Origin of the sequence: Cellulophaga baltica 18, assembly GCF_000468615.2 — a bacterium.
In the GTDB taxonomy this organism is placed as follows: Bacteria; Bacteroidota; Bacteroidia; order Flavobacteriales; family Flavobacteriaceae; genus Cellulophaga; species Cellulophaga baltica.
In genome coordinates, this window is the sequence record NZ_CP009976.1 from 330,451 (window position 1) to 350,844 (window position 20,394).

Here is a 20,394-nt window from a genome sequence, read left to right on the forward strand (position 1 = left end):
CAAGTGGCGTGTGTGCAGTGCAACGAAACAAACGTTGTATCGAGAACTTTTTGATTAAAAAATAAGAACCCATTTTTAAAATATAAAAAATGAAAATTCTTCTTTGCTTATTTATCACGCTGTTTCAATTGCACTTAGCTTTCTCGCAAAGAGACACAACCAATTCAATTAACGGAATCTGGGAAATGAACGGCTATGGAAGAATTATTGAAATTTCCGATCTTGAAGTTAGCACCTATGACATCACTAAAATTTCGTGTCTTGTTAATTCAAAATTAAGTAGAGCTGATATTAACCAATTAGGACAATTTAATCTAACGCACAAAGACTCCTTACATCTAAAACTTGGTATCACCCATTACTATTTGCATAGAATTAAAAAGTTACCACCAGTACAAATCATAACTGACTCTATTCAATCAAAAAATCTAAAACAAAATTTTGATGTTTTCTGGCATACTTTAAATGAGAACTATTCTTTTTTTAAAGAGAGAAAAATGAACTGGAAGCATATTTACACGGAATACAGCAACCGAGTAGATACGCTCACAAACGAGCAAGACCTTTATGACGTCTTCCTAGAAATAACAGGAAAATTAAATGATGAACATACTACTGTAATCCCAAATGATGCTATTAGAAAAGCACATGAAGAACTAATGGATATACAGGAGGAGAATGATAGCATACCTCATATTTCCATATCAGAATTAAGTGAGACTATAGTACACAAATATGTAGAAAACCCCATTAAATATGGCAAAAGCTTAAGCGGTAATGGCTTACTAAATTATGGTGTTACCGCAAATAACGTAGGCTATATTCAAGCGAATAATATGATATTCTTCGCAGATTACAAACTACCGGACACTTTAACGGATTATGACTTTTTATTTGCATATTTAGATGCCTCAAATAAAAACCCAAGCTATCAAGAAGATGAAGTTAAGGGAATCAAATATCAAATGGATTCCATTATGGATCGATTTAAAAATACAGATGCAATTATCTTAGATTTACGTTTTAATACCGGCGGATATGATGTAGTCTCGCTAGAAATTTTGAACTATTTTATAGACACTAAGAAAAAAGTATTCAGTAAAAAAGCAAAAACTATTGACGGTTTTACAAGCTCTCAATCTCATTATATCATACCCACAAAAAAAGCATATAAGAAACCTATATTTTTTCTAACAAGCCCCCAAACTTCTAGCGCTCCAGAATCTTTAGTTATTGCAGCCATGCCCTATGAAAATATAAAAGTTATAGGCTCAAGGACCATGGGAATCACATCAGATGTATTAGAAAAAAAATTACCGAATGGGTGGGACTTATTCTTGTCTAATGAAATTCTAGTAAACTATAAAGGCGATTGTTTTGAAGGGGTTGGTGTTCCTCCAGATATAAAAATTGATTATGCTAGAGATGAAGATGAATTTATTCAAGAGCTATCCAGTCAATTAAAAAATGGAGATAAGGCCATTGAAAAAGCATTTGCATTGCTTAAAAATGAATAGAAGAGCCACCATGAATGAGAACCCGTTATTAAAATATAAAAAATGAAATCATTTTTTTACCTACTACTCCTAACTCCGTTATTAAGTGCGCCATTAGTTGCCCAAGAAATTGTAATGCAAGGAATAATACTCGACGCACAAAACCAGGAACCTATAGCCTATGCCAATATCGGAATCTTGAATAAAAACCAAGGTACCATTACAAACACACAAGGTAAATTCTCCTTAACAGTCGCAAAACAGTTTAAGAATGATAGTATTACCATAAGCCATATAAATTACCATCCTATAAAAATCTTAGCAACAAACTTCTCTAATCAAAAAATTCTTTTGGAGCCTAAAACCACTGAACTCCATGAAGTAATTGTTTTCAAAGGAAAAATAAAGAATAAAAAAATAGGCGTTAAATCTTACGGCAAACTTTTATCCATGCGTATTGCATCAAGCGACAACGATATAATAGAAGTTGCCCAACGCATCAATATTCCTGAAAAAGAAGTTAAAGTAAAAGCAGTTAATTTCAATATCAGAAAATGGTCGGAAGTAGATGGTGTTAAAGTTAGAATCAATTTCTATACTAATAGGGACAATAAGCCTAGTGAAAAAATAATATTAAAAAGCATAGTGCACGAACTACCTACAGATAGGGAATCGGGTTGGATTCGAATTGATGTAAATAAAGACGCTATTTATATCGGACAAGACTTTTTTATCGGAATTGAATTTATTCCCAATTTCGAAACTCCAACCATAGTAGATTTAGGTGCTATTTTAACAAAAGGCAAAGGATATCGCAGAGAAAGCAGTTTAGGTACCTGGGAAAAACTAAATGGAGCTGCCTCTATCAATGTTGAAGTACAATATTGAAAATAACATTTATCAGAAAAACATCATAGCACAGATGCACCAATACAAGTAGCCCTGCTGTCAGTTCGAGTGGCGTTTGTGCAGTGCAACGGAACAAACGTTGTATCGAGAACTTTTTGAAGCACACAAAGCTTCTCGATACTAATTATTCTTCCGCTAACGCTACAAAATAATTCACTCGAAGTGACAAACGTTTTCTTAAGCCACTCCTATGTCAGTTCGAGTGGCGTTTGTGCAGTGCAACGGAACAAACGTTGTATCGAGAACTTTTAGGAACACAGAAAACCTCTCGATACTAACAAGCTAGACTACACCTTGGACCAGATTTTCGTATTTAAATTTAATTCGCTAATTAAATCAGCTATAATATTCAAGTCCTTCTGAATTTCTTCTAAAGTATTGACCTTTATCTTATCTTTTTCTACCGTAATATTTTCAAATAAATCATTGCTCATAGGCATGATTAAAAATAGCTTCCCATCCTTCAAAGTCAAAGATAATTTTTCTCCTAATTTTTGATTTAACTGCACAATAGCATCAATAATTTTTGGACTTAAAATGTAGTATGCCATCTGCTCATCAGTAGCGGTAATTGTATATTTTTTAGTAACAATACTATTTTCCACTCTAATAGTTTTTAGTTCATTGCCGCCAAACATTTTCTTATTAAACTTTTTCTTGGTTCTAATGTTTACTTGACCATCAAAGTGTTTATGAAAATCTGCATACAAGAAAAACCCTCTGAAGTTGGTACTTATGCCATATAAAAATGCTTTTTCATTCACCTTAGTTTTATCAACCTCGTTATTTTTTGATGTACTCCTACCCCCCGAACTTTCGAATAAAGAGTCTCCCCCACTATCGCTTTCTAAAAAAGGGATATCTATATCAGGAAGAAAGGCAAATGGCAATGCAATAACAATAAAAAGTAAAGCCCACCCCGTGATCGTCATACCCTCCGTCTTATAATAAAGCTCACAAAATTCAAAATCAACATCATTTATTTTTCCAGAAAAATGATCATCTCCAAAAAACCAACGATTCTTCAAATTGCCCAAAAAAGAGGGCGAAAAAAAATCTGATGCTAAGATGTGTTTCTCATCTATCATTCCATCAAACCTATAATTCAAGTTATCATATTTAGAAGAAATAATTTTTGGTAATATGTCCAACTTAAATTCCCTACGTAGCACAGTTGTATTCTTGTAGTTCTGATTAGATTTTAAATACGACTTAAACAAGATTGTTGCTAAAATTGCACTCACAAAGAAATAGTAAAAAGAAAATTCTGTAACTCCCCATAAAAAATGACTGTCGACCGTGAAAATCAAAAATAGCACATACAACACAAAAAATATTGGACATATGATGAATGTAAATAGTGAAGAAATTACTAAAAAAGATGGTAAAATTAGACGCAGCCGCGAAGGAGGTGAAATTTGACCTGCTAAGGCTTTTACTTTGTTAAAATGTTCTGTAAACTGATTCATAAAGCTATAATAAACTATTCATATCTGGATTCTCTCGTTGCTCCTCTTTCGTTATAATATTTAAATAAACTTCTTCTTTAAAACCAAAAATCGAGGCTATAATATTACTTGGAAAAGTAGATACCGCATCATTATAGGTAAGGACAGAATTATTGTAAGCGCGTTGCGATGCAGAAATTTGCTCCGCAAATTCATTGATAGAACGCTGCAGGTGAATAATAGATTCGTTTGATTTTAATTCTGGATAGTTTTCAAAACTAATAGATAGGTTTCCTAATAATTTTGATAAGTCACTTTCTAAAGCAACTTTCTCGGAACCTTTTGCAGCACTATAACCACTTCGTAATTGTGCAATTTCTGTATGCACCGTACTTTCATGCGCCATGAATTTTTTAGCCGTTGCCGCAATATTAGGCAAAGCCTCAAAGCGTTTTTTTAGTTGCACATCTATATTCTGTTTAGAAAATTGAATATGATTTTTATGTTTAACTATTCTATTGTATATCCAAATCATTGTACATTATTTATATCAATTAAGTAACGATAGAAATATAATATTATTTCTAAGATTATGGACATAACCTACATACATAAAACTTAAATTCATCTTTTCTCTATTTTAATTGGGTACTTGTAGTACACTAAAACGGAGCTATTAAGCTTCTTCCTCTTTTTTTATAAAATAATACATTAAAAACCTACCGTACATCGATTATATCAAACACTTCATAGAATAATCACTAAATAATGACTTCTAGTGTGGAAAACCGCAGACAACTATAGAAAATAGCAGTTATTTTTATAATCAGTATTTCTCCCCCCAGCAAATAAATTAATATGGAACATGCGTATGTGCGCTTGTTGTAAGCAAGCTAAAAAAACCCAACCGCACAAATAGCACATTTGGTTTTTGCCAAAACTTAAGCCAACGCTAAAAACCAAAAGAGCTATTTTTAGCCAACGCAAGAAAAAAATAAATATGATAAAACTTCCAAAGATTGGACTAACATTTACAGACGGCGACGAATGGGAAGAATTTTGTCAGAGCTGCTTAAAAATTAAACACCAACATCAAAATTTCAAATCAGTTCCTGCTGACTCAGGTGGTGATTACGGTCTTGATGGCTATAACACAACTGGAGATGCTTATCAATGTTATTGTCCCGAAAAAGAATATAATGACAAAGAACTTTACGAACATCAAAGACAAAAAATTACTGATGATATACAGAAGCTTTATAATTACAGAGTTAAATTAAAAAAAATTCTAAATGGAGTTAAAATTAAGATTTGGCATTTTACGACTCCATTAATCAAATCAAAGGAATTAATCCTTCATTGTAATACAAAAGAAAATTTAGTAAAAAGTTGGAATCTTGACTTCATAGATGACGATTTTCAAATTGGACTAAAAGATTATGAATATTTTTTACCAGAAATACCACACGTAATTGATTCAGGTAAAATTTTAAACCCTATGAATTATCAGGAGGTAGATTTCGTAAGTAAGGAACCAACTTCTCAAACAATAGAGGACTTTAAAGCGTCCTATGAGAATAATACTTTTGTTGAAAACGGATTACGTAAAAACGCAAAGTTATTTCCCCAAAGTACTACGCAAGATTATTCAGATAAAGTTATTGCACTAACAGATTCTCAAATAGAATATAATATTATTGGAGAAGGTATTTTAAAACAATGGGCAAACTCATTTGATAAGCAATACGAAAAATTTATACGAGTAAAAAGAGCATTAGGGAAAAGAATAAAAGCAGATAGTTTGATTCCTGTAAATGACAACAAGGAAAAACTAAAAGACATTACTAATACAGTTAGAACAATGATTGATAAAGAATTTCATTATTTATCGGAATCTAATAAAGAGGAACTAACTTCATATTTGGTTTCATATTGGATACTAGAATGCTCATTAGATTTTAGTTAAAATGGAGGAAAAAAAATACATCTCGTTTAATGAAAGAAAAACGCCTTTATACCCAAGTTACAGACCAATGTATAAAGTATCTCAAATTCTTTTGATTTTATATTACAATGGGTACGCTGGCAAAGCAAGCTTGTTAAAGCTTCATCTATTTTCTTGGGCATTAAAATCTTATGAAAATATGAATACCCTTAAAGAATTTGTTACTTCTAATTACGAACAAGAACTTCACTTTTTTGGTATTGAATCAACCTTAAATAGAGCTTTAAATCTCGCTTATGCTGAAAAGTTGATTGACTTTGACAATGGAAGTTACAAATTATTAGAAAAAGGTAAAACATTCGCTGAAGAAATGATTGAAGATGAAACCCTTTTCACAAATGAAAAGCAAATACTAAGTTTAATTGGAAAGAAAATTCCAGAAAAAATCATAAACAACCTAATAAACCACTGGAAAAATGCTTAAAATCAAAGCTTTAAAAATAACAATTAATACAGATAAAGGAATTTATGGAACACCTATAATTCCTTTCAGTAATGGGCTTACAATAATAAAAGGGTTCAACTCTACAGGAAAAAGCACACTTTTTCAGTCAATTTTATATTGCTTAGGTTTAGAAGAACTTATTGGAGGAAAGAATGAAAAAACTATGCAGTCCGTTCTCAAAAGTGAGATATTAAACAATGAAAATAAGATTGAAGCGAGAGTAATCGAATCAAACATTTTATTAGAAATTGAAGGAACATCTGTTGTTACGGTAAAAAGATATATTTCTAGTGATTCAAAAAATCCAGGCTTAGTTGAAGTATTCAATGGAGCTTTACTAACTGAACCCAAACAATATGATTACGCTCCAATGTACGTTCACGATAAAGGTGCTGCAGATAGTAATAATGCATTTGGCTTTCATTCATTTTTAGAAAAACTAATTGGATGGGAACTACCACAAGTTCAATATAAAGATGGTAGTCAGCGTAAATTATATTTACAAAATATTTTTCCAAGTTTCGTAATTGAGCAAAAAGCAGGTTGGACAGATTTCCTTGCAACTATTCCATATTATTCTTTACTGGATAAAGAAACTAGAGCTATAGAGTTTTTATTAAACTTGGATTCTTGGAAAATCCAACAAAAAAAATCAAGGTTAAAACAAGACAAAAACGAGCTAATTTTCGACTGGAAAAATAAGTTTAATGAATTAAAATTATTAGCACGACAGATAGCTTGTGAAATTAGAGGTGTTTCAAGTCACCCAGAAATAATAGAGTCAAGTAATTCTGTTTACCTAGTATATATAGCAGAAGAACGAACATACAATTTATCTGAATATATAAATTACTTAGAAGAAGAGTACGATAAAATATGTGAGCTAGAGGTTCCTAATATTGGCGAACAAGCAGAAGAAAGTGAATTAAGAATAAATAGATTAAATGAACAATTAAGCCACTATTCTATTAACCTTTCCTCAATTATTAATAGAAAAAATTTGGCAATAATTAAATATAATTCATTTAAAGAGCGTTTATCTGAACTAGAAAATGACAAGCTTCAAAATGAATATCACTTAAAAGTCAAAAAGAAAGGTGCAGATGAAGGTTTCGCTATTGCTCACGATAATTGCCCATATTGTAGTCAAGGCTTGAATGATTCATTGCTTCCAAAGGATATTGAAATCGTCCCAATGCAAATTGAAGAAAATCTAGAATATTTAAAAGCTCAAATTAACTTAATCAAGATTTATATCGCAAATCATATAGGGGATATAGAAAATTTTGAACAAGAAATTGAAAAGTTTAATACAAAGATTTCAGATACCCGTAGTAATATAAGAACTCTAAAAACCCAATTAACGAGTGATAATCGTTTGCCTTCTATTGAGCTAATTGAAAATCGATTGAAATTAAAGGCTAGACTAGATTTGTATAGAAGAAAATATAATGAATTAGCATCATTTCAAGAAGATTTTAAAAGTTTTTCTGACGAATGGGTTCAAATTCTAATTAAAGAGAAAAAACTTCCAAAATCTCTTTCTCCTTTTGATTATAAGAAAATTATTGAATTAGAAAAGATTTTCAAATCTCTTTTAGTTGCCTTTCATTATCGCAGTAAGTCTCTTGATGGAATCAGTATTTCAAAAGAAACTCTTTTACCTGCGGTTGAGGGTTATTCATTAAAGTTTGATTCGTCAGCAAGTGATTTCACTAGAGCCATTTGGAGTTATATAATTGCTATAAAAGAAACATCTGAAAAGTTCAATGGGAATCACCCAAATATATTTATTCTTGATGAACCAGGACAGCAAGAAGCTGGGGATAATGACTTCCAATTTCTATTAAATAGATTAGGAAATTATGTAGATACTCAATCAATTGTATTCTCTTCATTTCATCAATCTGAATCAACATTTTTAGCTTGTACAAAAGATGTCGAATTTGAACTTATTGATTTAGGAGTTGAAAAGTTTATCAAGAAAATTGATGAATAATACCAACGCATAAAGGCATACACATTTGAACTAAATATTAAACATCGGAAAACCAAGCTGAACGATAAAAAAATACTATGCACAGCACCGTATATAATTTATTGCTGCCTTTTTGCCTATTTACGGAAGTACTCGAGGACTTTCTTGGTCAGTAATCATTTACTAAATTAGTTACTTAAACCACGCAACAAACCATATACAACAACGTTAGCTTTAATCCACGAGCAAGTTTTTGGGAATCGAAATTTTTGAATAGAAAAAATTAAATTAAAAAGTAAATATGGCTGAATGCATAACCTGCGGAGAATACACGAAATTTAATGGCGGACTTTGCTTTACGTGCTACAAAAAAGATGGAAAATCAAAGGATGTACCAGTGGCAGAAAAAGAAACTGAAAAAACAATAGTAAAAAAATCAGAATCAAAATCGAAAGAAAACCCTTGGATTTCAGGAGTTATAAAAGGTCGTATTGCGGAAACAATTGTTGAAGAACTATTTCGCTCACTTGGTTTTCAAGTTTTCAGTTATGGAATGGAAAACTCTATTCCAGGAATTAAAGACCTTTTAAAGGGAGTTAGAGGAGATGTCTCTAAAAATATTCGACAAATGCCTGATTTTGTTGTTTTCAAGGATAATCAAGCGCATTTTATAGAAGTCAAGTATCGTGCAAGTGGAGAACTATCATTGAAAGACATTGCTAAATATGGAGATTATCCTTTCGAAAATGCTCTTTTTGTCCTTGTTACTAAAAAGCATATTAAGTGTATTTCTTATAATGAATTAAGTGAGGGAAAAGAAATCACTTCTAGTTCTCGTAATTATTTAGGAAATCGAAAAGAATTTGATACTGATAAAGATTTAATTATAGAATATTGTGAATATGCTGTCAAGTTTTTTGAGAATGTTTAAAAAAGGAAAGAATTATAAGCGATAAAAGCTAACAAATAACTGAGGTAAAAAACAAGTAAATTCTTTTTTAATCTAGGACACTAGTATTCTAGGCTCTTAGATTTAAAAACAGATTCTTTGAGCTTTTTTTATTGTATTTATTCTCTAGTTATCCAGGCAATACAGAAACGTACCTTTCATCATAGGATCTACCAGATTTTGCACTAGCAATGAACTGTTTACATAGTTTGTTCGCAACTGCTGTCAGTGCCAGTTTATTACGCTGCCCTTTGTTCACGAGTAATGAAATAACATAGAAACAAAAGCTTCCCAAGCTTTCTATTGCCGACCTTACTTATTCGCGCTCGATCTCTTACACTGCCCCCGGGCTCACGTATCGTTGGGGTTATACCTACATAACTACAAAGTTGTGGTGCTGTTTAAAACACGCCATTCACCGATTATATCAAATACTTTTTAGAATAATAGCTAAATAGTTACCACTAGTGTGGAAACCGAAGACAACTATAGGAAATAAACCTTATTTTTATAATTAGTATTCTCCCCGTACAAATCAAATAATAAGGAACATGCGTATATGCGCTTGTTGTGCACAATTATGAAGAAACTTTTAACTTTTATTACCGTATTTACTTTTTTATCCTTCTCTCAAGAAAAAACCGAGTGCGACGAACAAACAATTCCATATTATACGTATGGTGTTAATAGCCGAATTCAGGGAGAAGGTCCAACTTTAAGAAATGTATTTAAAGATATTCAGGATTCAAAAACAAATATTAAACCAACAAATGGATTTATAACATTAAGATTGAGCATTTCAAAAACAGGAAAATTCTGTGAAATTGAAACATTCCAAATTGACGAAAAATATCAAAATACAGAATTCAATAATGGCGAATTAAAAAAAGAACTTGAAAGAATTGCAGTCGGACTTACAAATTGGAAACGAGATGAAGATTATAAAACCTACAACTTGATAAGACTAAAAATTAAAAACGGAAAAATTGAAGAAATTTTTTAAATATCTATTTATCGGAATTGGCTCAATAATTCTATTGACAATTATTGGAGTTGGAATTTGGTGGACTACGAAAACTGATGTCGAAAAATCAAATCTAATGGTCGACGCCCACGCTTATAACAAGGCAATTGAATTAAATCAAGATAATAGCGATGCCTGGATGGAACGCTCTGTATTGATTAACAAAGCTGGAGATTTCAGCAAAGGATTCGAGTATTTGAACAAAGCCGTAGAACTAGAACCAGTAAAACACTTAGGCTACCGAGGTTGGATTAGATTGAGAAAAATGCGCGATTACGATAAAGCTTTGATAGATTTTGACCGACTTGATAGCTTAACACCAAATGTTGTTGACGCGCCTTGGGGTGAGGATATCGACTTTCTTCGTGGAGAGTGCCATTATGGAAACAAGGACTATCAAAATGCAATTAAAGCTTTCAATCAAAGTGTAATAAACCTAGAGGAAGATTGGGCGGATATTAACACTTTCGTTTATTTAGGTCTTTGTGAATACGAGTTAGGAAACCTAGAAAAAGCTATTTCAGAATTTCAAAGGGCTTTAAAGCAATCCGAAAATATTTGTGAAGCTCATTTTGGTTTGGCTAAAACATATCAAAAACTTGGTGATTTTAATTTAGCTAAAACTCATATCGACAAAGCCGAAAAATCTTTCATCTACAAAAGAGATGACTATTACAACGAGTATTTGAATGAAATATATTTGTCTGAAATACTTGATTTTAAACAAATTGTGGGAAAATAACTGTGTACAACACAACCTATAAACAATACGGGCTTAGGGCATAAACGAAAGGTTTGTGTATTTTTATAAAGTCCACAAAATCTTTAGGATTTTGCTTTAAACAAGGAAAAGAAAAAAGAAAACCAAAAGATTTAGCTTGTGGCTAAACCGAAAATAATTGACTGTTTTCTGCCCAGCTTGCCATATATTTAACATTAGCAACCATTAAAATAGACTATATGAAAACAATAAAATTACTATTTTGTCTTTTAATTTTCACTTCTTTCACAATTCAAAGAGATAAGAAAAACATTGATAATAAAGATATTACGCTAGAAGTGAAAGTGGAAAAAACAGAATATAATAATGATAACTCTATTAATTTATATGTTGTAATTAAAAACAATTCAGACCAAGACATAACAATATTACGACCTTCAAGTAAATACGGATACCAGATGGATTTTTTTAAGGTTACATATGAATGCGAAGTTCAATACCCATTTGGATCGATGGAAGCTCGAGTGATAAAAAAAACTGATACAGATCTAATTACAATTAAATCAAAATCAGAAACAGAATTAATACTAAAAGGAAATCTTTACAATGTAAAATGCAATAATCCAAATATAACGGAAGTAGTAGTTACTTATGACACTACTGAAGAACTATCAGAAAGGATTATTAGCAGAATTGGAGTTGAAGAAAATAAAATCAAAGAAAAATTAACAAAGATAAAAATAGAAAACACACAAACTACTATTGAATAATGACGCTTGACAACAATACATAAAAAGCATAGGGCATTTGCGCTTAATCAAAATGTCTATGTTTCTTAGACGAGTCGTTAGCAACAATACGAAAAACAGAATGGGAATTTTTGACTTTATATTTGGAAAGACTATTAAAATAGATGACGAATTCTTTGGGAAGATGATATTCTCTGAATTCAAGAAAAATCCTGAAAAGAATTATTTTGAATGTAGAAGACATTTCAAATCGACTGACGAAATCATAGAAATCGGAATCGAGGGAAACGTAACTGGCCCGACTGAAGTGCAAAAAGATTTTTTTCGAAAAATCGAATCAGATTATGATAAAATCATATCGTCCATAAAACCAATGATTGAAAATGAATTTCGCAACTGGAAAGAAGATTTCAAAATAACTGACTTTAAAAAGGAATTTAAAGCTGTTTATTTGTTTTTACCTCGTTGTGAAAAAGAACCAAAAGTTTGGGAAATAGCATTTGAAAGTGAACACGATTTAAACCATACGTTTACTTTGACAATGAACGATTTGAGTGCGACTGATATATTAATTGATGGATAAAAGCACTAACCACCAACAAAGAATTGAGGTAAAAAACAAGTACATTTTTCATTCATTCGGAGATACTAGTATTCAAGGCTCAAAGATTCTAAAATCAGGATCTTTGAGCTTTTTTTATTGTATTTATCTGCTATTTATCTAGGCACTATTGAAACGTACCTTTCATCACAGGATCTGCCAGATTTTGCGATAGCAAAAGACTGTTTACGTATTTTGTTGGCAACTGCTATCAATGCCCGTTTCTTACGCTGCCCTTTCTTCACGAGTAATGAAAGATTATAGAAACTATGGTTTCCAAAGCTTTCCATTGCCGACCTTCCTTATTCTCGCTCGACCTCTTACACTACTCACTGACTCTCGTATCGTTGTGGTTATACCGACATAACTACAAAGTTGTGGTGCTGTTTCAATCTTGTTCAAAAACGTACCATTCACCAATTAAATTAAACACTTTTTAAAATAATAGCTAAATAGTGACCACTAATGTGGAAACCATAAACAACTATAGGAAATATACCTTATTTTTATAATCAGTATTCTCCCCGTACAAATAAAATAATAAGGAACATGCGAATATGCGCTTGTTGTATGCCATATAGAAAAACTTAAACTATGCAAGAAATCGTTACTCTTCATTGTGGAATAGACAACTGTAATACACACTATGAATATAAATTTAATGAAGAAAATATTCTTGCTATTTATTCACAATGGAGAAACGAAGAATCTGAAGGAGGAGATTGGGCTGGATTATTACCTAAAAGCCCAATTATTGGAGAGAAATATGAATTATTAATCAATACTGCTTTAAAAATTGACTTGAACGATTTTTTTTGGGCAACCTATTTTGAACCTTATACAGAACACGAAGGATTAGAGACAGAGATTGGTATAAAACCTATGTTAATGTGCTTATGTCGAAAGAAAAATGTTATTGAAATTTCGAAACATTATGCCAAAATAGAAGTTGAAGTAATAAACACAAAAGAAATCAATTCAAATAACAACAATGAACAAGAAACCAATACAAGAACAGAATTTTTAAACACTGAAATAGATTCACAATATGTTTCAATTGAAAATTTCATGAGTTATAGTATGATAAAGGCAAATTATCAAAGTGACTGTGGTTGGACATACATAATTGAAAAGAAAAACGATAAAAGTAGAATTATAGCAGAAAACCATTGGGATTTCCATCGGGATACTTGGCAACTGACAAATGAAAAACTTAATAAAGAACAAGAAATAAAATACGGCATACTACACGGTGTATAAAACATAGCCAATAAGGGCTTGATCGAAAGGTTTGTGTATATTTAGTAAGTCCGCTAAATATAAAATTTGGCGTTTAAAATAGAAGAGTTGTAACCAATTAGAAAAAAATGGATTTCAAAAAATTATCTGATAAAGAAATCGAACAACTACCAAAAGTTGAAAGGTATGCCTATTATGACAAGTTAAAACTTGTTGAATTAGATAACTGGAAACAATTATCTTGGAGTGATAAAAAGAAAGATATATTTTCTGGTTACGAATTTTATATTGGACGCAGAGGTATAGAGGATATTAATCTTGAAGAAATTATTGAAATAGCAATTAAAAATAGTCCTAATAAATATTCAGATTACATTAATCCAATAATCAAACTCTACAATGAGAGAATTTTAGTCAATGAAAATTATACTTTCTTTTGGGAGACTAAATCACCTTTTTCTCAATGGTATAAATCGCCTTTTGAAGCCACAACACTTTTAGTAGAGGGTATTAGTTATGGAAATGAAATTTACAAAGTTAAAAGACAAGAGATTTTAGGAGATTTTCCTTTTGAAGTTCAAGAATATTCTTCAGCAGAACAATTTATGATGTATCATAAAGCTATGATATTCTTAGATAGAGAAACTGCCAGAAAAATAATGTTGACTAATAATGTTAAAATAATAAAAGAACTCGGTAGACAAGTATCAGACTTTAATTTAGAAACTTGGAAGTATTTTAGAAGTAAAATAGTATATGAAGGAAATAAAGCTAAATTTTCTCAAGACAAGGAATTGAAACAGGCTTTATTAGACACAGCAAGTACAACATTAGCTGAATCAGCACCTAATGACAGAATATGGGGAATTGGATTATCTAAAGACAATATTCAGGCTAAAAAAAGAGAAACTTGGAAAGGAAAAAATTTATTGGGAGAGATATTGACGATAATCAGAGAGGAATTCTTAACCGAACAATAACTGGTTACAACAACGTCTCTAAGTAATGTGAGGCTTAGTTTTTACGCCAAGGTCTGTGTATATTTATGAGGTCGCAAAATATGATGTTTAAAAGAGAAAAGCGAAATATTTATATTTAGCTAAGTAATAAATCGAAAGTAAGTGCTTATCACCTGCACTACGTTTCTTTTACTAAACTTTGTACAACATTAAATCAATCAATTAAAATATGAATTTATTTAAAAATAGTTTTTCTTCTAGAAGCTCAGAAAATACTATTGGAAAGGAACTACTTAGAGCTTTATATGAATCGAATAAAAATAAAGTAATTGAGTTAATAGAAAATAATAATATTGACATAAATAGCTATTCTGACTTTTCAAATCCAAGCTCAATTTTAATTCAATCACTACGTTGTCAATCGCAATATCAAGATTCTAAAGGACAAATTGATATAGTAAAATATCTGATTGACAATGATGCGGATATTAATTGGGTAAATAATGATGGATTTAATGCGCTACATATTTCACTTGAATATCACAATCTTTCAAAAACATCTCTCATCTTAATAAAAAGTAATAAAGTAGACATTAATATAACGCAGAAAAAAAACGGTAACAATCCAATTTTCACTGCAATTAGAGAATATGGAAAAACTTGGAGGGAAGAACAAAAAGAACTAAATCAACTACGATTTGAAATCATTGAAGAGTTATTAAAACGCGGAGCTGATTTGGATATGATGAATAATCACGGGATTACATCACGACGCTGGCTTGAGATTTCAGAAGATGAAAAACTACATAGTTTGATAAATAAATACGACCAAAAATAACACAGTACAAGATTATATACAGCAAATTCGGCGCTTAGTGTTTAATGGAAAGGTTTGCGTATTTTTATGATGTCCGCAAAATCTTTGGGATTTTGCTTTAAACAAAAAAAGCTTCTGCTAAGGGCTGTTGCCCAATGGGAACTGCATTCCGCTCCCCACTACCCTTAACTCAGGCGTTGCTGTAATTTATAAAACCACCTTAAATGAAATTAAAAACCCTGCTTTTAATTATATTCAGTCTAAATGCGGTCATTTTAAAAGCACAGAATAATTGGTTGACTAAAAAACAGGTGACTGAGGATATTAAATTTCTGACCAATACATTAAATAAAAAATCTTCCTACGTTTACTTAAATGGCTATAACTTCAATAGCGATTTTGAAAATTACCTTACTACCATAAAGGATTCTACACGGCTTGAAGATTTTGGCCTGTTTATTACCAAAACTTTGGCTAAAATTGGCGACAGGCACTCTTCTTTAGCTACCATAAGGGGTTTTGACTTAAAGGAGACTCTTTTTTTACCTTTTATGTACGCACCGCAAAATGAAAAAGTAGTCGTTTTAAATTTCGATCAAAATAAAGAATTTGAAATACTAATCCCAAAATTCCCTTTTCTGAAAAATATAGACGGAATCGACATTCAAGATTTCCTTTCAAAAACACGTCCAGAAGACATAAAAGCACCTAAAGAAACTTATTTCACAATGGCCGTTAGAGATATTAGGGACATTCAAAAAAATTACTTACTTCTTAATAAGTCATTGCCCAAAGAAGTTAAACTGACCCTTTCAGACTCTACGCTTCAAAATGATACTATTTTAGTAGTGCCGATAATTGATAAATTAAAAAGATTGCGTCCTTGGGACGAAAAATTTGAAAGAGCATATGTTCGTGTAAAAGATGAAGATTTCAATAAACCAGAAATTATTGAAAAACTCTTTAGCATAAAAAACGATATTGCCTATATCAGGCTTCCTGAAATGGCTGATAGCGATGAGGCTCCTTTTCTTTTTGACAAACTCAACCTATTTATGCAATCCATTCAAAACAGCAGTAAAGCCATGATTATTGATGTAAGGAGTAATAGTGGTGGAACTCGTGATGTAATGTATGAGTTTGCAAAATATTTGGTGCATCCTGATTCTGTCTATGTTGTGAATGCTACTAGACAAAGAGGTCCACTTCCTTTACCAAACGATTACAAAAAAAGCTTGAAGAATCGGTTTTTATTTCCCTTTTCTAAATTGGATAACAGAGAACAGAAAAAAGCAACTGACTTTTTGGAGAATTTTGAACCTGTATATGAATTAAATGAAAAAAAATACAGCGAATACTATTTTGGATTATTGAACGGAAAGAAGTTCACCAAACCAACTTTTTACTATAACAGACCCGTTTATATTTTAGCTAACGAAAAGACATTTAGTGCAGCATCCGTTTTTGTTTCTGCTTTTAAGGGATTACCGAACATCAAAATTGTAGGGGTAACCACAGACGGCTCAAGTGGAAACAGCGAGTGGGTTGATTTACCTAATTCAAAATTATTTGGAAAAATTAGCACGATGGTTTCCTTTCAAAAAGATGGCCAAATTTTAGACGGTTACGGAACAGAACCCGACATAAAAATTGAAAGAGACATTAATCAAATTCTTTGGCAATCAGATACCCAATTAGAAAAATTAAAAGACTTAATACTGACTGAAAATTAAAAAAAGTAGGCACAACAAAGAACTGAGGTAAAAAACATAGGGCTTTTATATTTACTAACTAAGTCTACTAAATATAAAAGCAAAATATGTACAGTCAGCTCAGGAATAAACCAGATCGACAGTGCTTATCTTCTACCCTACATTTCTTATATAAGCCGGCACAAAGCATACTACTATGAAAAAAATTATATTCTTAATAATTTTAATTAATTCACATTATTTCTATTCACAAGAGGATAATAGTTTAATAGGTAATACTATCAGAGAGATAGGAATAGATACCCATTCGATTAAATTAACCCAAGCTAAAGAAAATCCAAGTAATAAAGATGAAACAATTATAGTAATTGCGGAGCGGGTAGAAGAAATTAGTATATCCTCTTATACTGTAAATTCTTATATAATTATTGTAAATACTAAAACTGGAAAAATTATTCAACAATATTTTGAAGACTATAAAGAGAATGGTTGGCATATAGACTCAGAGGAACTTCAAAAAATAAAAATTGATACAGCTCCTTATCTATTGACCGAAAATACCAGAGCATTTGGTGTCAGGCTTGAATATGTGGGCAGTAGTAAACCTAATCCATATAAAACTACATTATCATTATATGTTAGAAACCCTAATACTTTAAAAAAGGTATTAAGCAATTATGTGGTTGAAGAAACCGATGGGCAATGGGATCCAGAAGATGTACAGTTTAATTGTTCAACAGATTATGTAGACAAACACGTAATTTTAATTATGAAAACCAGCAAAACCAATGGTTACTTTGACATACTCGCTAAAAATAAAATTAGTACAGAAACATATTACACTAATGAAAATAATGAATGTACCTATCAAGAAAATAGCGAATTAAAATATAACGTACTAAAGTACACAGACGGTGAATATAAATAATGCCTTGGAACAAAGAACTGAGGTAAAAACAAACAGTTTCTTTGAGCTATTTTTATAATTAGTATTTTCCCCCCAGAAAAAAATAATAGTGAACATGCGTATATGCGCATGTTGTGTGCAATATGACAAACACCAAGACAAATGACAGAATTTTGGGAAACAGCATTTAATGACAAACAAGAAATGTGGGGTATGAACCCTGCAAAATCTGCTGAATTGACTAAAAACTTCTTCGTAGAAAAATCTGTGAAAAACATTCTAATTCCGGGAATTGGATATGGACGAAATGCCCAACCTTTTATTGAAAACGGAATAAATGTAAGCGGAATTGAGATTTCTAAAACGGCTATTGAACTTGCTAAAAAGCATTATGGAAACGGAATGACAATTTTTCACGGTTCTGTGACTGAAATGCCTTTTAGCGATAAAAAATATGATGGAATTTTTTGTTACGCTCTGATACATTTATTGGACAGCGAAGAAAGGAGAAAACTAATCCAAGACTGCTACAATCAAATGACCGAAAACGGATTTATGATTTTTACTGCCATAACTAAAGAAGCACCGAATTTTGGAAAGGGAAAACTAATAGAAAAAGACCGTTACGAATTTCACGAAGGAGCCAAAATATTTTATTACGACCAAGAATCTGTAAAAGCTGAATTTAATGACTTTGGACTTTTTGAAATCAGCGAAGTGAATGAAAATCAACCAATGTACTTGATAAAAAGCAAAAAAGAATGAAAAAATACTGCACACAATGTATAACCGCAATAACGGCAGATTCGACTACGTCCGAATCCACTCCAAATTGCTAACATCTGTGCTAAACCGAAAATTAACGCATATTAACCCGTAACTGACGGTTGTACGAGACCGTTGGCATTAATTTAAACAAACGCGACTACGGTAATGAATATAAAAATTTTAAGCTTTGTTTTATTCCTAACTATCAATTTTGTTTTTGGTCAAGACTATGGCAAAACAGAAACTATAAAATTGAATTCGAAAGAGTTAAACCAACAACGTGAAATTTTTGTTTATACGCCTAGTTATTACGAAGAAAATATTTTCCAATATTATAATGTTATATATGTTTTCGATGCACAAACAAAAGAATTTTTCGATCTAACTCGTTCTTTATTACCTTTCGTAAGTAAAGAAATTGACAACCCATATATTGTAGTAGGACTAACATCAACCTACGACGAAAAATTAAATTACGGAAGAAATGATGATTTGTTACCAAAACCAATAAATGTAAAAGACAATAATTTTTTTGGCAAAGGGAATTCCGAAAACTATTTAAAATACCTCTTGAAAGAAGTCATTCCATATATTGACACGAATTATAAAACACTATCAACTAAAATTGGAATTGGACATTCTTTGAGCGCATCTTTTCTAATTTCATCATTATTAAGGAAAGAAAATCCATTTAACGCATACATCGCAATTTCACCAAATCTGACTTACGACAAGGATAGGTTAGCTAATGAATTTATCAACTTTAAATTCACCGAATTGGAGGAGGAAAAATTTCTATATATAAGTAATGCAGACGAGGGAATTAGCTCTTGGAAAAGTTGGAAACCTGCTAGAGAATTAGTTTACAATTTTCTAAATACGGAAAAGCCAAATAATATAGAATTTAGAATAGATAGTTTACCCAATAAAAACCATTGGACAACATTTGTTCCCAGTCTTATCAATGGTATGACTTCTTACTTTGAGTATATAGAAAACCAACCAATTAACAAATACCAGACTAAAATTAAAGTTAAAGTCCCAAATGAAAATGATGAAGTTTTTATCTCAGGAAATCAAGATACTCTTGGGAATTGGGAGGATGATAAAGTAAAAATGGAAAAATCTTCCAAATTTGAAAGAACTATTACTTTAGAACTTGAATCAGTATCACAAATTCGATTTACAAGAGGCTCCGCCGAAAAAGAGGCAGTTTTAAAGAATTTTGATTTAGAATATTTATATTACATACCTATAAGTCCATCTAAATCTCAAGAATATTTCTTTGAAATCATTAACTGGAAAGACAGAATGAAAAAAAACTAATGCCAACAAAGAACTGAGGCAAAAAATAAGTACATTCTTCTTTCATCGGAGATACTAGTATTCAAGGCTCAAAGATTCTAAAATCAGGATCTTTGAGCTTTTTTTATTCTCGAACACATTTCTACCCAAAATAAGGAATGACTTTTTCTACACCGTTTTTATCCTATAGGAATAAATTAAAAAAGAAACAATTAAAGGACTTGAATATCGAAAATTTTATATAATAAAAACTACCACTAACACGTTACAAAAACAAAACGATTTTGTGTGACCCCAAAACCCGGTGTTTACCAGCCTGCCAGTAGGCAGATTTATAAAGTTCGCTGCATATAAAACTTGAT

19 protein-coding genes and 2 pseudogenes are annotated in these 20,394 nt (G+C 31.3%); 17 read left to right on the forward strand and 4 right to left on the reverse strand.

Features of this window, described 5'->3' with window-relative positions; genetic code table 11:
* The first annotated feature begins 89 nt into the window (after positions 1-89).
* Entirely contained in the window at positions 90-1,517 is a 1,428-nt protein-coding gene (locus M666_RS01355; RefSeq protein ID WP_039324960.1) for a S41 family peptidase, read from the forward strand.
* Between the two features lie 42 nt (positions 1,518-1,559).
* Positions 1,560-2,384 (forward strand): carboxypeptidase-like regulatory domain-containing protein, encoded by an 825-nt coding sequence (locus M666_RS01360; protein WP_029445295.1) that lies wholly within the window; start codon positions 1,560-1,562, stop codon positions 2,382-2,384.
* A 308-nt stretch (positions 2,385-2,692) separates the two neighbouring features.
* Here the strand turns inward: M666_RS01360 and M666_RS01365 are convergent, their stop codons facing one another.
* Positions 2,693-3,649 (reverse strand): DUF3137 domain-containing protein, encoded by a 957-nt coding sequence (locus tag M666_RS01365; RefSeq protein ID WP_158400196.1) that lies wholly within the window; start codon positions 3,647-3,649, stop codon positions 2,693-2,695.
* 229 nt (positions 3,650-3,878) lie between these two features.
* Positions 3,879-4,388, reverse strand: coding sequence for a LemA family protein (locus M666_RS01370; RefSeq protein WP_039324965.1), 510 nt, complete (start codon positions 4,386-4,388; stop codon positions 3,879-3,881).
* Positions 4,389-4,853: 465 nt separating this feature from the next.
* Here M666_RS01370 and M666_RS19865 point away from each other — a divergent pair, with 465 nt between their 5' ends.
* From M666_RS19865 to M666_RS01390, 4 genes are all read left to right on the forward strand, one after another.
* Positions 4,854-5,819 (forward strand): hypothetical protein, encoded by a 966-nt coding sequence (locus M666_RS19865; RefSeq protein ID WP_151198012.1) that lies wholly within the window; start codon positions 4,854-4,856, stop codon positions 5,817-5,819.
* 1 nt (position 5,820) lies between these two features.
* Positions 5,821-6,282: a hypothetical protein gene (locus M666_RS01380; RefSeq protein WP_029445292.1), complete on the forward strand. Its 462-nt coding sequence runs from the start codon at positions 5,821-5,823 to the stop codon at positions 6,280-6,282.
* On the forward strand, positions 6,275-8,302 hold the full coding sequence (locus tag M666_RS01385) for a hypothetical protein (protein WP_029445291.1): 2,028 nt from the start codon (positions 6,275-6,277) through the stop codon (positions 8,300-8,302). The genes M666_RS01380 and M666_RS01385 overlap by 8 nt, the downstream gene beginning before the upstream one ends.
* Before the next feature lie 280 nt (positions 8,303-8,582).
* Positions 8,583-9,212, forward strand: coding sequence for a hypothetical protein (locus M666_RS01390; RefSeq protein WP_029445290.1), 630 nt, complete (start codon positions 8,583-8,585; stop codon positions 9,210-9,212).
* A 148-nt stretch (positions 9,213-9,360) separates the two neighbouring features.
* Here the strand turns inward: M666_RS01390 and M666_RS20940 are convergent.
* Positions 9,361-9,631, reverse strand: a pseudogene (locus M666_RS20940) (transposase); the annotation flags it as partial.
* Positions 9,632-9,810: 179 nt separating this feature from the next.
* Between M666_RS20940 and M666_RS01395 the strand changes: the two are divergent.
* The 4 genes from M666_RS01395 to M666_RS01410 all read left to right on the forward strand — a co-directional run bounded on the left by M666_RS01395 (position 9,811) and on the right by M666_RS01410 (position 12,307).
* The gene (locus M666_RS01395) at positions 9,811-10,233 is read left to right on the forward strand and encodes a hypothetical protein (RefSeq protein WP_029445289.1); all 423 of its coding nucleotides are present in this window, start codon (positions 9,811-9,813) and stop codon (positions 10,231-10,233) included.
* Positions 10,217-10,996, forward strand: a complete 780-nt coding sequence (locus tag M666_RS01400) for a tetratricopeptide repeat protein (RefSeq protein WP_029445288.1) — start codon at positions 10,217-10,219, stop codon at positions 10,994-10,996. Before M666_RS01395 ends, M666_RS01400 begins: the two co-directional genes overlap by 17 nt.
* Before the next feature lie 218 nt (positions 10,997-11,214).
* Positions 11,215-11,745: a hypothetical protein gene (locus tag M666_RS01405; RefSeq protein ID WP_029445287.1), complete on the forward strand. Its 531-nt coding sequence runs from the start codon at positions 11,215-11,217 to the stop codon at positions 11,743-11,745.
* A 100-nt stretch (positions 11,746-11,845) separates the two neighbouring features.
* Positions 11,846-12,307 carry a hypothetical protein gene (locus M666_RS01410; RefSeq protein WP_151198013.1) on the forward strand — a complete coding sequence of 154 codons (462 nt, stop codon included), beginning with the start codon at positions 11,846-11,848 and terminating at the stop codon, positions 12,305-12,307.
* Between the two features lie 134 nt (positions 12,308-12,441).
* Here M666_RS01410 and M666_RS20945 read toward each other — a convergent pair.
* Positions 12,442-12,724, reverse strand: a pseudogene (locus M666_RS20945) (IS110 family transposase); the annotation flags it as partial.
* Positions 12,725-12,919: 195 nt separating this feature from the next.
* Between M666_RS20945 and M666_RS01415 the strand changes: the two are divergent.
* From M666_RS01415 to M666_RS01445, 7 genes are all read left to right on the forward strand, one after another.
* The gene (locus M666_RS01415) at positions 12,920-13,585 is read left to right on the forward strand and encodes a hypothetical protein (RefSeq protein ID WP_029445285.1); all 666 of its coding nucleotides are present in this window, start codon (positions 12,920-12,922) and stop codon (positions 13,583-13,585) included.
* Positions 13,586-13,692: 107 nt separating this feature from the next.
* Positions 13,693-14,544, forward strand: coding sequence for a riboflavin biosynthesis intermediates N-glycosidase (locus M666_RS01420; protein ID WP_082007872.1), 852 nt, complete (start codon positions 13,693-13,695; stop codon positions 14,542-14,544).
* A 208-nt stretch (positions 14,545-14,752) separates the two neighbouring features.
* Entirely contained in the window at positions 14,753-15,361 is a 609-nt protein-coding gene (locus M666_RS01425) for an ankyrin repeat domain-containing protein (protein WP_029445284.1), read from the forward strand.
* Positions 15,362-15,564: 203 nt separating this feature from the next.
* Complete coding sequence (locus M666_RS01430; RefSeq protein WP_029445283.1) at positions 15,565-17,073, forward strand: S41 family peptidase; 1,509 nt, start codon at positions 15,565-15,567, stop codon at positions 17,071-17,073.
* A 175-nt stretch (positions 17,074-17,248) separates the two neighbouring features.
* Positions 17,249-17,980: a PA3715 family protein gene (locus M666_RS01435; protein ID WP_029445282.1), complete on the forward strand. Its 732-nt coding sequence runs from the start codon at positions 17,249-17,251 to the stop codon at positions 17,978-17,980.
* Positions 17,981-18,121: 141 nt separating this feature from the next.
* Entirely contained in the window at positions 18,122-18,724 is a 603-nt protein-coding gene (locus M666_RS01440) for a class I SAM-dependent methyltransferase (RefSeq protein WP_029445281.1), read from the forward strand.
* A 168-nt stretch (positions 18,725-18,892) separates the two neighbouring features.
* Positions 18,893-20,053 (forward strand): alpha/beta hydrolase, encoded by a 1,161-nt coding sequence (locus M666_RS01445; RefSeq protein ID WP_029445280.1) that lies wholly within the window; start codon positions 18,893-18,895, stop codon positions 20,051-20,053.
* The last annotated feature ends 341 nt before the right edge of the window (positions 20,054-20,394 follow it).

Bases quoted from the DNA above. Each gene is read 5' to 3' on its own strand.
- M666_RS01355 (WP_039324960.1), top strand. From the start codon at position 90: ATGAAAATTCTTCTTTGCTTATTTATCACGCTGTTTCAATTGCACTTA.
- M666_RS01360 (WP_029445295.1), top strand. From the start codon at position 1,560: ATGAAATCATTTTTTTACCTACTACTCCTAACTCCGTTATTAAGTGCG.
- M666_RS01370 (WP_039324965.1), bottom strand. From the start codon at position 4,388: ATGATTTGGATATACAATAGAATAGTTAAACATAAAAATCATATTCAA.
- M666_RS19865 (WP_151198012.1), top strand. From the start codon at position 4,854: ATGATAAAACTTCCAAAGATTGGACTAACATTTACAGACGGCGACGAA.
- M666_RS01380 (WP_029445292.1), top strand. From the start codon at position 5,821: ATGGAGGAAAAAAAATACATCTCGTTTAATGAAAGAAAAACGCCTTTA.
- M666_RS01385 (WP_029445291.1), top strand. From the start codon at position 6,275: ATGCTTAAAATCAAAGCTTTAAAAATAACAATTAATACAGATAAAGGA.
- M666_RS01390 (WP_029445290.1), top strand. From the start codon at position 8,583: ATGGCTGAATGCATAACCTGCGGAGAATACACGAAATTTAATGGCGGA.
- M666_RS01395 (WP_029445289.1), top strand. From the start codon at position 9,811: ATGAAGAAACTTTTAACTTTTATTACCGTATTTACTTTTTTATCCTTC.
- M666_RS01405 (WP_029445287.1), top strand. From the start codon at position 11,215: ATGAAAACAATAAAATTACTATTTTGTCTTTTAATTTTCACTTCTTTC.
- M666_RS01410 (WP_151198013.1), top strand. From the start codon at position 11,846: ATGGGAATTTTTGACTTTATATTTGGAAAGACTATTAAAATAGATGAC.
- M666_RS01415 (WP_029445285.1), top strand. From the start codon at position 12,920: ATGCAAGAAATCGTTACTCTTCATTGTGGAATAGACAACTGTAATACA.
- M666_RS01420 (WP_082007872.1), top strand. From the start codon at position 13,693: ATGGATTTCAAAAAATTATCTGATAAAGAAATCGAACAACTACCAAAA.
- M666_RS01425 (WP_029445284.1), top strand. From the start codon at position 14,753: ATGAATTTATTTAAAAATAGTTTTTCTTCTAGAAGCTCAGAAAATACT.
- M666_RS01430 (WP_029445283.1), top strand. From the start codon at position 15,565: ATGAAATTAAAAACCCTGCTTTTAATTATATTCAGTCTAAATGCGGTC.
- M666_RS01435 (WP_029445282.1), top strand. From the start codon at position 17,249: ATGAAAAAAATTATATTCTTAATAATTTTAATTAATTCACATTATTTC.
- M666_RS01440 (WP_029445281.1), top strand. From the start codon at position 18,122: ATGACAGAATTTTGGGAAACAGCATTTAATGACAAACAAGAAATGTGG.
- M666_RS01445 (WP_029445280.1), top strand. From the start codon at position 18,893: ATGAATATAAAAATTTTAAGCTTTGTTTTATTCCTAACTATCAATTTT.